The organism is Pseudoalteromonas sp. ND6B, assembly GCF_000764215.1.
GTDB lineage: Bacteria > Pseudomonadota > Gammaproteobacteria > Enterobacterales > Alteromonadaceae > Pseudoalteromonas > Pseudoalteromonas tetraodonis.
The window spans coordinates 33656-45982 of record NZ_JQFL01000028.1 but is presented as its reverse complement, the minus strand read 5'-3'; the positions used below and the strand labels follow the sequence as shown (position 1 = coordinate 45982).

The window sequence follows — 12327 nt, the reverse complement described above, 5'->3', positions numbered from 1 at the left end:
CCTGTTCAAATAATGACTTTGCGCGATTATGTTACTGCTGAGATTTAACCCAACGTTTAATTTTTTGCTCTAAGATAGGCATAGGCAATGCGCCATCTATTAATATTTGCGTATGAAAGGCTTTAATATCAAATTGCTCACCTAACTGTTGGTGGGCGTAATCTCTGAGCTCTTTAATTTTAAACTCACCCAATTTGTACGATAATGCTTGACCAGGCCATGCAATATAACGCTCAACCTCAGCAATAACATCGCTTTTTGCCATTGAGGAGTTAGCTAACATGTAGTCAATGCCTTGTTGACGTGTCCACCCTTTGGCATGAAAGCCTGTATCAAGCACTAAACGCATAGCTCTTAGCTGCTCATCGTTAAGACGCCCATACCACATATACGGGTCGGTAAATAAGCCAAGCTCTTTGCCAAGACTCTCTGCGTATAATGCCCAGCCCTCAGCAAACACAGTGTAGCCGCCAAATTTACGAAAATCGGGCAGGCTTTCCACTTCTTGTTGCAGTGCAATTTGAAAGTGATGACCTGGTGCTGCTTCATGAATAGACAGCGTTTCAAGTAAAAATTTAGGCTGCGCTTTTAAGTTGTAAGCATTAATGTAAAAGATACCCGGACGAGAACCATCTGGTGCAGGCCCAGCATAAGATGCCCCTGCTGCCGATTGCGCACGATACGCTTCTACTGCTTTAACAATGTAAGGGGCTTTAGGCTCAATATTAAACAAGCGCGGTAAACGCGCATCTATTTTTAGTTTAATATCTTCATAGGCAGCAATTAACTCATCAGCTGTTTTATAATAAAACTCATCTGAGTCACGTAAATGATCAAAAAACGATGCTAAATCACCTTTAAATCCCACGGTATTTTTAACCGTTTTCATTTCACTTAAAATTCGAGCCACTTCACTTAAGCCAATGTCATGAATTTCATCTGCTGATAAACTCAACGTGGTATTTTTCTTGATTTGATATTCGTACCACGCTTTACCATTAGGTAAATCAGCATAACCAACAGAATCGCGAGTATGAGGAATATAGTCGTTGAGTAAAAACTCACTCATACGCTGATAAGCGGGCACTAATTTATCTAAAATAAGCGTTTTATACTGCTCACTAAGTTGCTGTTTTTGTGTATCAGAAAATGAGTCGGGCATGGCCTTTATTGGTGAATAAAATAATGAATCTTCTGCGTTAGTTACTACGTGCACGTTAAACTGAGGCAATAATTTTTTAGCCAATGGCATAGGCAATACCACGCCTTGTTTAACACCTTGCGCCATTGATTGTTCAACACTGGCTAACCATTTAACAAAACCATCAGCACGCTTAATAAATTGCTCATAGTCGGCAACAGTATTAAAGGGCTGTGCACTTTGACCTGAACCAAATCCGGCAAAGGTATTATGTGCTCCCGACATTTGGTTAATCGGTAACAAATAATCTTTATATTGCATGCCCTCAAGCTTCAAGGCTAAATCTCGCGATAATACTTCAAAGTTAAGTAGCGCCTGCCCTGTTAATTGTGATTCATCGATTAGCGTTAAGCGTTGCTGATATTTTTTATAAAAAGCGGCTTTTTTATCGCGATTAAGCTGCGATATCACCGGCAAGAATTGATCATCGAACTCATGGCGACCGTTGTAAGTGGCGCTTAAGGGATTAAAGGTTAATGACTCATCGTAGTACTGGGCAACGAGCACATCCAACTGTTGCTCGGCTGATAACTCGCTTATTACAGGCGCGACCGGCTGATTTGTGTTTAATTGTGAGCTGGTGCTCATACAACCACTTAAGGCAAACATAACGCTACTGGCAACCAGTGCTATTTTAATAACTTTCATAAAGATCCTTGTTAGTTTTTACCCGCCAATTATGCGGTTTAAAATGGCTTAAATAAAGCAATTACGGTGAGTGGGATTCGTCGCTAAATAATTTACTCAATAGCTAATGGTTGCTACATTCAGGTAAATTTAAATAATTAAATAATAAAAATGATTAAAATAAAAAAACATTTACTAACTACATCAATCGCATTGCTGAGTTTAACCAGCGCAAGTGCACTGGCAACCACCTATATATCAGCCAAAGCCTTACTTGATGTAGAAACTGGAGAGTTAAAAGCTAATCCGTTAATCGCGATTGACGAGGGTGTAATAAGCCAAATTCAATTTAATAAAAAGCCAGCGCTTACCAGTAATGATGAACTGATTAACCTACCTGAACTCACCGTAATGCCGGGGTTGATGGATATGCATGTGCATTTAACCAGCGATCCAACCGTTTCGCGCAGTGAACGTATAGGCCAATCAGTACCGCGTATGGCTATTAAAGCCAGTTACTTTGCTAAAAAAACATTAGAAGCCGGCTTTACCACAGTGCGTAACTTAGGTGCAGAAGGCTTTAGTGTTATTGCGGTTCGCGACGGCATTAATGCGGGCGATATTATTGGCCCTCGCATCTGGGCTGCAGGCCCTTCTTTGGGGATTACTGGCGGACACTGTGACAATAATCGTTTGCCTCCCGAAATGAAATATACCGCCTCAGGCGTTGCTGATGGCCCATGGGCTGTTCGCATTAAAGTACGTGAAAATATTAAATATGGCGCTAATGCAATTAAATTATGTGCAACTGGAGGGGTATTTTCTAAAGGAACAAAGGTAGGCATACAACAATACGCATTTGAAGAAATGAAAGCCATTGTGGATGAAGCGCACATGCGAGAATTACCTGTTGCGGCTCACGCACACGGCACTAACGGCATTAAAACAGCCATTAAAGCCGGTGTAGACAGCGTAGAGCATGCTAGCTTTTTAGACGATGAAGCGATTGAGCTTGCTTTAAAGCACGGTACTTGGCTATCTATGGATATTTATAATACCGAGTATACGCTCAGCTTTGGTGAGCAAAATGGGGTTGATGAAGAGAACCTAAATAAAGAACGCCTTGTTTCTAAAAAGCAAAGAGACAGCTTTAAACGCGCCGTTGAAGCTGGGGTTAACATGGTATTTGGTACTGATGCGGCTATTTACCCACATGGTGATAATGCAAAACAATTCTCGCGAATGGTTGAATTTGGTATGAGTGAATTACAAGCTATTCAAGCCGCGACCATTAATAGTGCTAAATTATTAAAGGCAGATTCACAACTGGGGCAAATTAAAACCGGTTTTGCTGCTGATATTATAGCGGTCAGTGCCAACCCACTTAAAAATATTTCTACACTAGAGCGTATTCCTTTTGTAATGAAAGCCGGTGTCGTTTACAAACAGTAAACCCAATACATCTTTATAAGGTTGAGCTTAGCTCAACCTTAACAATTTTTTAGCTAATGTAGCTAAACTGCCTATTTAATCGTCAATACTTTATTTAAATTCTCTCTTGGTTAGGCCAACTAGCGACTGCAATACCCCGTTGGTATTTTAAAATGTGATTGTTTTTAAATCACATTGTATAACTATCAAGCAAACACTCCCTTTAAAGTAAAAAAGTTTGAACTTTTTATTTTATTTTAAAATGATAACCATTATCATTCTCGCAAATTAACAAATGCGAATGGTTATCACTCTATGAAAAGATTTCAATACTCAATACTCACACTCGCGTGCTTAAACGCGCACTTGGCATTGGCAAACGAGTCACAAGTTAATTCCGATATTGAACGTATTAGTGTTTACGAGCAACAAAACCGAGTGGTAATGAGCTCAGGTTTGGCCACTAAATCTGATATGTCACTAATGGAAACCCCTGCACCCGTGGTCATTGTTGATAAAGCGCTAATTGCATCGCAAGGTATTGATAGTTTGCAAGATGTGATCCGTAATGTAAGTGGTTTAACGCAAGCCGGTAACAACTATGGCATTGGTGATAATTTAGTAATTCGTGGTTTAGGTGCTAATTATACCTATGATGGCATGTACGGTGGTGCAGGATTAGGCAATACCTTTAATCCAACGCGTTCTTTAACCAATGTTGAATCAATTGAAGTATTAAAAGGCCCAGCAACTGGTTTATATGGCATGGGCAGTGCTGGTGGTGTGATTAACCTGATTGAAAAAAAGCCACAGTTTAACGAACAACATACCTTAGAAATGGATATTGGTCAGTGGGATAGTTATTCACTGGCACTCGATAGCACCAATGCAATAACAGACGACTTAGCTTATCGAGTCATGGCAAAAACCGCCTCTAGCGATGGCTTTCGTGATTTAAAAGAACAACGTGATGAAATTTATTCGTCTTTAAAATATGTACTAAATGATCAACATGCGTTTGTGTTATCGGGAGCCTATATCAAGGACGCCATTGCTGTGGATTCTATCGGCCACCCTATTCGTATTTTTAACAGTGAATCGGTAAACGGTTTAACTGCAGGTGAAGTATCAGGCGCCGATTTAGTGAATGACCCTACAGCAAGTGGCTTACAATTGAGTGAAGCACAACGAAATGAACTAGCTAACTCTTTGGCAAGCAATGATGGTTTAACACCCTTTAACTTTGGCACCAATGGCATAATATCACCGATGGCAAAGGATAACGAAGGTGAAGAGCTGCGTTTTAAATTAGCCCATAATTATTACATTAGTGATGATTTATTTGTTAATCAACAACTACAGTACCGTAATTACACCTCAAGTTTTGCCCGCCAAACAGGTGCTTACAACTACGTTTACTGGAAACGTAACGGCGTGATCAACCAAGACCCACGCGCACCGCTAGTTGTTGATGACGTGTTATACCCTTTTGCAGCCAGACGCCAAGAGTACCGCCAAGTAGAAGCGGATGAAAAATCATGGCAATACTTTTTAGATTTACGTTATGACTTTATGCTCGGTAATATAGAAAACGAATTACTGGTTAACGCCAACTATGAAGATCGTGATATTCGTTTTAAACAATATTCTATTTACGATGCCGATAAGGTCATTAAAAACAAAGCCGGTGAGGTAATTTATCAAGGCGCACTGCCGTATATTTTTGATATGCGTCAGCCAAATTGGCCTACAGGTGAATTTAATGATTACGATCCGCTTAAAACCAGCGATTATAATAAAAAAGTACAGGCATGGGGTTTAGGCCTTCAGCATGTTGCCTACATTAACGATAAAATCACCACCCGTATTGGGATTGCTCATAATCGTATAAAACAAAGTTACGAGCATTTTGGTGTTGACCCACGTTATAGTCAAAGCCGCGCAAACCCAACGCCAGAGGCAAACACCTCAGATAGTGGTTTAACGTATAACCTAGGTGCTACTTATCAAGTAAACGCTGATATGGCTTTGTTTTTAAATCACTCAAAAGGTCGTACTGCCTACAGTGTACTTGGCTCTGTTGCTGGTAATGAAGCCGATAGAGAAGACTCAGAATCTGTTAGTAACGATTTAGGATTTCGTTTTAAAGCGTTTGATGACCAATTACTGGCTTCAATTGTAGTATTTGAAAGTGCACGTACAAACCTAGAGTACGCCAACCCACTTTATGAAGCAGGCGTGTCTGCACCAAACGTAGTGGAGAGCTTCTTTGATGGTGAAGAACAAACCAAAGGTGTAGAAATTGACTTAAATGCGTATTTGAACGATCAATGGAAAGTTAACTTCAACGGTGTTTATCAAGATGCTAGAGATAAAACTAACCCAAACATCACAAGCTTTGATACTCGCCAAAAAGGCGTGCCTTATGTAACTGCTAGCTCATGGGTAACTTACTCTGCGGCGTTATTTGAATTACCTCACGCAGTAGATTTAAGCGCAGGCTTAACGTTTGTTGATAAGCGCAGTACTAACTCAAGTTCGTTCGGTCTTGATAACGGCTACGTCCCTGCTTATACCGTGTATGATGCTGCAGTTAGCTATAAAGCAGACAACTGGCAAATGCAATTAAACATTAATAACCTGTTTAATAAAAAATACTATTCTAAAGCCATGTTTTTAGGCGGAATGCCAGGTGAAGAACGTAATGCAAAGCTAAGCTTTAGTTACACACTTTAATAGTTTAATAATTTAAAAAGCACGGTATTTCAATTGAGATACCGTGCTTTTTTCATGTAAAAACTTAATATTAAATCGTAACAACTATGCGGCCGTTTATTTCGCCTTTAAGCATGTCATCAAAAATTTCATTAATATCTTCAAGTTTTTTCTCTTCAATGATGGCTTTTACTTTGCCTTGCGCAGCAAATTCAAGACATTCTTGTAAGTCTTTACGCGTACCTACAATAGAACCTACTACTGAAACACCATTCAATACGGTATCAAAAATTGGCAGTGGCATATCTTCTGGTGGTAAACCAACTAATACACATTTACCCCCACGACGAACACTTTTATACGCTTGTTCAAACCCAGGTTTTGATACTGCTGTACAAACAACAGCATGCGCGCCACCTACTTGCTCAAAAATAGCCTCACTGGGCACCACTTCTTTAAAATCAAGCGTAATATCAGCACCCAACTCTTTAGCTAGCGCCATTTTCTCTTTACCAGTATCTACCGCAATAACATTAAAGCCCATTGCTTTTGCATATTGCACCGCTAAGTGCCCTAAGCCACCCACACCAACAATAGCAACCCATTGACCCGGTTTTGCATCTGATACTTTTAATGCTTTATACGTTGTTACGCCGGCACAGAATAACGGGGCAGCTTCAGCAAAGCCTAATCCATCCGGTATTTTGATGATGTAATCACCATGTGCTAAACAATATTCTGCATAACCACCGTCAATTGAGTAACCGGTATTATGTTGCGATAAACACAGGGTTTCACGTCCATCTAAACAAAATTCACAATGGCCACAGGCGCTATACAACCAAGGTACACCCACTCGGTCGCCCACTTCTAAATGTTTAATATTACTGCCTAGTTTTTCTATTACACCCACACCTTCGTGACCTGGTACCAATGGCATTTTTGGTTTTACCGGCCAATCACCATGACACGCATGTAAATCGGTGTGACATACACCACAAGCGGCTATTTTAACCAGCACATCGTTAGGACCTACCTTTGGGATTGGTAAATCGGTGATCGCTAACTTGCCTTTATATTCTGTATTTATTGCTGCTTTCATAGTCATTCCATCGTTTATAAAAAATTTATGCTATTTAACAAAGGCGTTAAACAACAATGTCATGTTGCATACCCGCAACATAACCCACTATAAATGCTTGAATATTAATCTATATCAATCATTAGTCGTAAAACGTGGTTTTTTATCCAAGCTAAACGCTTGCCATACTTAACCAGCGTGCTAGCATAGATTTCATTTATTTTTGAAACTTGTAACAATGACATTATCAGAAAAAAACTTTGCCTTTGTAATGCATTGTGGCGAGATGGGCAGCCGCTGGGGATTTAATCGTACAATCGGCCAAATGTGCGGATTACTTATTATTACCAAAGATCCAATGACGGCAAACCAAATCGCAGATGCACTGAGTATTTCACGCGGTAACGTAAGTATGGGAATTAAAGAATTACAATCTTGGCAGCTGATCAAGGTAATGCATATCCCAGGAGATAGAAAAGAATACTATGCACCTGCAGGCGATATTTGGGATATGGCTAATCGCGTGTTTGAAGAACGTAAAAAGCGTGAAGTAGAACCTACGCTTAGCTTACTCAGAGATAACTTATTAGATGAAGCAAGTAACGACGATGAAATTTATGCACAAAAACAAATGGGCGAAATTCATAACTTACTTGAAACAGTGACTAAATGGTCGTCAGAGTTACAACGCTTAACCCCAGAGCAGCTCAACAAACTAATGAAGCTAGGTTCAGGCATTGGCAAAGTCATTGACCTTAAAGATAAAATATTCAAAAAAGAGCAGTAAACCATTAAAAAAACCGCAATGAGCGGCTTTTTAGTTATTCGCTTTAGCTTAAATTTTTGGGTAAGCAATTCTATCTGACAAATAGCCTACGCTGGTTGCAAAGTAGTATGAACGATTCCAGTGCATAAATACTTTGTAGTTATCGTATGCTAAATACATGCGTCCATTTATATCATCCGGCATCACCAGTGCTGCATCTACAGCAACCGTAGGTAAATCACTGCCATCAACACGACGAACACCTAATGCTTGCCAATCTGCTAAAGAGCGCTCTGATTTATCCCAGTACTCTAGCCATTGCTTTCGGGTTTTAGTACCGCGCTTTAATATATACTGCTTATCAAAGTCAGCGGGCAATTGTACCTGGCGACCCCAGGTTAAATTATCATTCCAACCCTCTTGCTTTAAGTAATTTGCAATTGAAGCAAACGCGTCTTCTTTGGTTGTCCAAATATCTTTGCGGCCATCATTGTTGTAATCTACAGCATAGGCATTAAATGAGGTTGGCATAAATTGAGTTTGCCCCATTGCACCCGCCCACGAGCCTTTAAATTTATCAAGCGTGATATGTCCCGACTTTAATATATCCAGTGCTGCCCACAATTGGCGTTTGTATAACGCTTCACGACGTCCATCAAATGCTAAAGTTACTAAGGATGAAATAACATTGTGGCCGCCTTGAATAGCGCCAAAATTACTTTCTAAACCCCAAATAGCCACAATAAAACGCGCTTGAACACCAAAGTCTTTTGCTACTTTTTCTAAGACTTCTTGGTTTTCTTTATACAATTTACGCGCACGATCTATTTTCCATTGCGGTACTCGTTTTGGTAAATACGTTTCCAGCGTTTCTTTTACTTCTGGCTGGTTTTTGTCTGCTGAAATGACTTTTTCTTTATAAGATGCAGTGGCAAATGCTTGCTCAATTAACTGAGTATCGTAGCCTTTTGCAATTGCCTCTTGCTTTAAATTAGTAAGATATTGCTGAAACTCAGCTTGTGTTTTTGCCATTACCGATGAGCTTAAACACACACCACACAATACAACCGCTAATTTTTTAATCACTATCTGCTCCATTTTGTTTTCTTAATTGACTTAGCAAGTTTTCCTCTGGTGGCGGAATTTGTAAATAATAGCCTTGGTCGCTAAGCGACTGTTTTAAAGTGTCTAAATCCGCTACGCCTAATTGAGTCCGCTTCGCTAAGTTAATGATCATCACGTACTGAGGTTGACCAAACATGGCCATTAAAGGTTCCGGAACTTTACTAAAATCGTCTCTTTTTTCAATAAATAAGAAAGTATCTGCTTTTTTCTTACTTTTATATACCGCAGTTAGCATTATGGCCCTATAAAATCTTGCTTAACAGTGCTACACACTATAACATGGCAATAATAATAAGTTATAAAAATTAGTGTGGAAACTGTAATAAAAGCCTTGTTCAGCCTAGGTTTATATAAAGTTACATGCTAACTAGACAATCCAGTTGAGCATCTATGTCGGACCAAATTTTTGAGCTAAAAGGCAACCTTTTTACGTTATCAGTTTTACATCTTTATAGTACTGATATTAACCTTTTAGCAGAACAACTGTATATAAAAATTGCCCAAGCCCCAAAGTTCTTTGAGGGTGCCCCCATTGTCGTCAATTTAATTGAAGTAAAAAACAGCGCAATCGACTTTGTTCACTTAAAATCGCTTATTGAACGCATGAGCTTTAATGCTGTAGGTGTATGTAATGGTTCGGATGAACAGCATAAACAGGCAAAAGCCGCAGGGTTATCTGTTTTAAACTATTCACAAGACGTTAAGAGTGAACCCGCAAGAGTAGAGTCAAATACTTCGGTTGTAGAAAAAACCGTGTATTTACCAGCGCAAATTATTAATGGTGCGGTGCGCTCAGGCCAACAAGTTTACGCCAAAGACCGCGACTTGGTGGTGTTAGGCGCGGTAAGCCATGGCGCAGAAGTGATTGCCGATGGCAATGTACATATTTACGGAACCCTACGAGGGCGTGCAATTGCCGGCGCAAAAGGGCTCGAAAACGCATACATATTTTGTAATAAATTAGAAGCAGAACTCGTTTCAATCAATGGTAATTACTGGATCAGTGACTCACTGCAAGGTGAACACTGGGGTAACGCAGTTCAAATACAACAAAAAAATGAATCTTTAGAAATTTCAGCTTTGGTTAAAGGATAAATCTCATGGCAAAAATAATTGTCGTTACCTCGGGTAAAGGGGGTGTTGGTAAAACAACATCAAGCGCAGCAATTGGTACAGGCTTAGCATTAAAAGGCTACAAAACTGTTATCATCGATTTTGATATCGGCTTACGTAATTTAGACCTCATCATGGGTTGTGAACGTCGCGTAGTGTATGACTTTGTTAATGTGATCAATGGCGAAGCTAACCTTAATCAAGCACTCATAAAAGACAAACGTGTAGAAAAGTTATTTTTACTTCCTGCTTCACAAACTCGCGATAAAGACGCACTCACCCGTGATGGTGTTGAACGCGTTTTGAACGAGTTAAAAGAAGACTTTGACTATATTGTTTGTGATTCTCCTGCAGGTATTGAAGCCGGAGCTATGATGGCGATGTACTTCGCTGATGAAGCTATAGTTACAACCAACCCTGAAGTCTCGTCAGTACGAGATTCGGATCGTATTCTAGGCATTTTACATAGTAAATCGAAACGTGCCGAAGAAGGATTAGAAAACATTAAAGAGCATTTGCTAATAACACGCTATAATCCAGATCGTGTATCAAAAGGTGAAATGCTATCTGTTGAAGATATCCAGGACATCCTAGCCATCGACTTACTAGGTGTCATTCCTGAATCTCAAGCAGTGCTTAGTGCATCAAACTCTGGACAGCCGGTAATTCTTGATAGCGAATCAGACGCAGGTCAAGCTTATGCTGATGCGATCAGTCGTTTATTAGGCGAAACGGTTGAATTTAGATTTTTAGATGTAGAGAAAAAGGGTTTATTCAAACGGATATTTGGAGGTTAATGTGTCTTTACTTGACTACTTCCGCTCAGAAAAGAAAAACAGTGCGTCATTAGCAAAAGAGCGATTGCAGATCATTGTCGCGCACGAGCGTTCTCAGCGTGGAACACCAGATTACTTGCCACAATTAAAGCAAGATATTCTTGATGTGATCCGTAAGTACGTTAATGTAGGCGCCGATGCGGTTCAAGTTCAGTTTGATCAAAATGAAGACGATTTAGCGGTACTCGAGCTCAATGTCACATTACCTGACGAAGAAAAGAAATAATAAAAAAGGGCGCTAAGCGCCTTTTTTATTTTTTACATCAAGCTATTTAATGCTCTAATTATCCCACTCTTTTAGCGCATCTTTAACAAAATCATATCGCCATGAGCTGAGTAAATCTGGTTTTATGTGTTTTTCTTTTTGCTGAGCAGTTAATTTCCAGTTCCAACTAATTAGCTGATTTATTTGCTTTTTAGAGGCCATAACGTCTTCTGGAATGTTATGCTCTTTAGCAACTTTAGTAATTTTTTGTTTGATCTCCTTCGCTACTTTTTTATAGGTAGGAAAATCAATTAACCGCTTTAATACTTGTGGGTGTTGCTCAGCTGGAATGGCTTTGGCCTGCTCAATACACTTTAAAATTTCAACCCCAGAACGATTCACTTCAATGGGTTCTACCCCAGGAATTTGTCTCAGAGCATTTAAACTTGAAGGGCCTCGTTTGGCAATTTCGGTCATATTGTGCTCTTTAAGCACAAAATTAAGCGCTAGATTTTTACGAATAGCTTTATTTCGACGCCATACTGCTAACTCTTTAAGTACCGCTAGTTCATGCGGCTTAAGTTGCCATGCATTTTTAATTTCTTTGTAAAGTAGCTCATCCGGAATTTGAAAAGCACGTTTATTGGCAACTAATTCACTTTCATTGATCACAATATCAAATAAATCAGCGGCTTTAATGCTATCTATAATTAACTCAAAACAAGGCAGCAGGTGATACGTATCAGCAGCAGCGTATTCAAGTTGCTTTTGGGTAAGGGGGCGTTGTAACCAATTAGTGCGTGATTCGCTTTTATCAATCTCAATATTCAATAATGTTTTCACCATTAAGGCAAAGCCCATACAGTTTCCCTCACCTAATAGCTGAAGTGCAAACTGGGTATCGAATAAAGGATAAGGAACAAATCCTGCGTACTTTTGAAAAACTTCAATATCTTCTGAGGGTGAATGGAGTACTTTTAGCACTTTAGGATCTTTAAGTATTTGCCAAAAATCAAACAAGGAAAGCTCGGCAAGCGGGTCAATAAGCGCTAAATGTTCACCATCATAAACTTGAATAAGTGCAACTTCTGGATACAAAGTACGGCGGCGCATAAACTCGGTATCAATAGCAAGAATGGGTTTGTTTTTAATTTGTTCTACAAACGTATTAAGCTCATTTTGGGTTTGGATCAATTGGTAGTGCACTGAGTCTCCTACAATAAAAAA

General features: G+C 39.5%; 11 protein-coding genes. 6 read left to right on the top strand and 5 right to left on the bottom strand.

Going from position 1 to position 12327, the window contains the following annotated elements:
* Window positions 1-31 precede the first annotated feature (31 nt).
* Window positions 32-1849, bottom strand: coding sequence for a DUF885 domain-containing protein (locus ND6B_RS12125; RefSeq protein ID WP_033103148.1), 1818 nt, complete (start codon window positions 1847-1849; stop codon window positions 32-34).
* 159 nt (window positions 1850-2008) lie between these two features.
* Between ND6B_RS12125 and ND6B_RS12130 the strand changes: the two genes are divergently transcribed.
* Both ND6B_RS12130 and ND6B_RS12135 read left to right on the top strand, forming a co-directional pair.
* On the top strand, window positions 2009-3280 hold the full coding sequence (locus ND6B_RS12130) for a Xaa-Pro dipeptidase (RefSeq protein ID WP_200882078.1): 1272 nt from the start codon (window positions 2009-2011) through the stop codon (window positions 3278-3280).
* A 294-nt stretch (window positions 3281-3574) separates the two neighbouring features.
* Window positions 3575-5995, top strand: a complete 2421-nt coding sequence (locus ND6B_RS12135; protein WP_033103146.1) for a TonB-dependent receptor — start codon at window positions 3575-3577, stop codon at window positions 5993-5995.
* Window positions 5996-6065: 70 nt separating this feature from the next.
* On the opposite strand, the gene adhP is transcribed toward ND6B_RS12135, so the two are convergent.
* Window positions 6066-7076, bottom strand: coding sequence for an alcohol dehydrogenase AdhP (gene adhP / locus ND6B_RS12140; protein ID WP_033103145.1), 1011 nt, complete (start codon window positions 7074-7076; stop codon window positions 6066-6068).
* A 217-nt stretch (window positions 7077-7293) separates the two neighbouring features.
* Here adhP and ND6B_RS12145 point away from each other — a divergent pair, with 217 nt between their 5' ends.
* Window positions 7294-7842 (top strand): GbsR/MarR family transcriptional regulator, encoded by a 549-nt coding sequence (locus tag ND6B_RS12145; RefSeq protein ID WP_013463314.1) that lies wholly within the window; start codon window positions 7294-7296, stop codon window positions 7840-7842.
* 48 nt (window positions 7843-7890) lie between these two features.
* Here ND6B_RS12145 and ND6B_RS12150 read toward each other — a convergent pair whose 3' ends face one another.
* Together ND6B_RS12150 and ND6B_RS12155 are read right to left on the bottom strand one after the other, a co-directional pair.
* Window positions 7891-8907 carry a lytic murein transglycosylase gene (locus tag ND6B_RS12150; RefSeq protein WP_016900168.1) on the bottom strand — a complete coding sequence of 339 codons (1017 nt, stop codon included), beginning with the start codon at window positions 8905-8907 and terminating at the stop codon, window positions 7891-7893.
* The gene (locus tag ND6B_RS12155) at window positions 8900-9181 is read right to left on the bottom strand and encodes a YcgL domain-containing protein (protein ID WP_013463311.1); all 282 of its coding nucleotides are present in this window, start codon (window positions 9179-9181) and stop codon (window positions 8900-8902) included. The genes ND6B_RS12150 and ND6B_RS12155 overlap by 8 nt, the downstream gene beginning before the upstream one ends.
* Window positions 9182-9336: 155 nt before the next feature.
* On the opposite strand from ND6B_RS12155, the gene minC reads away from it, so the two are divergent.
* The 3 genes from minC to minE are packed head-to-tail and all read left to right on the top strand — an operon-like array spanning window position 9337 to window position 11121.
* Window positions 9337-10041, top strand: a complete 705-nt coding sequence (minC, locus tag ND6B_RS12160; protein WP_033103144.1) for a septum site-determining protein MinC — start codon at window positions 9337-9339, stop codon at window positions 10039-10041.
* A gap of 5 nt (window positions 10042-10046) precedes the next feature.
* Window positions 10047-10856: a septum site-determining protein MinD gene (minD, locus tag ND6B_RS12165; protein WP_013463309.1), complete on the top strand. Its 810-nt coding sequence runs from the start codon at window positions 10047-10049 to the stop codon at window positions 10854-10856.
* 1 nt (window position 10857) lies between these two features.
* The gene (minE, locus tag ND6B_RS12170; protein WP_008111532.1) at window positions 10858-11121 is read left to right on the top strand and encodes a cell division topological specificity factor MinE; all 264 of its coding nucleotides are present in this window, start codon (window positions 10858-10860) and stop codon (window positions 11119-11121) included.
* A 54-nt stretch (window positions 11122-11175) separates the two neighbouring features.
* On the opposite strand, the gene rnd is transcribed toward minE, so the two are convergent.
* On the bottom strand, window positions 11176-12306 hold the full coding sequence (gene rnd / locus ND6B_RS12175; protein ID WP_013463308.1) for a ribonuclease D: 1131 nt from the start codon (window positions 12304-12306) through the stop codon (window positions 11176-11178).
* Window positions 12307-12327 lie beyond the last annotated feature (21 nt).

Excerpts from the sequence above, each read along its gene's own strand:
- ND6B_RS12125 (WP_033103148.1), bottom strand. The coding sequence starts at position 1,849 with ATGAAAGTTATTAAAATAGCACTGGTTGCCAGTAGCGTTATGTTTGCC.
- ND6B_RS12135 (WP_033103146.1), top strand. The coding sequence starts at position 3,575 with ATGAAAAGATTTCAATACTCAATACTCACACTCGCGTGCTTAAACGCG.
- adhP (WP_033103145.1), bottom strand. The coding sequence starts at position 7,076 with ATGAAAGCAGCAATAAATACAGAATATAAAGGCAAGTTAGCGATCACC.
- ND6B_RS12145 (WP_013463314.1), top strand. The coding sequence starts at position 7,294 with ATGACATTATCAGAAAAAAACTTTGCCTTTGTAATGCATTGTGGCGAG.
- ND6B_RS12155 (WP_013463311.1), bottom strand. The coding sequence starts at position 9,181 with ATGCTAACTGCGGTATATAAAAGTAAGAAAAAAGCAGATACTTTCTTA.
- minC (WP_033103144.1), top strand. The coding sequence starts at position 9,337 with ATGTCGGACCAAATTTTTGAGCTAAAAGGCAACCTTTTTACGTTATCA.
- minD (WP_013463309.1), top strand. The coding sequence starts at position 10,047 with ATGGCAAAAATAATTGTCGTTACCTCGGGTAAAGGGGGTGTTGGTAAA.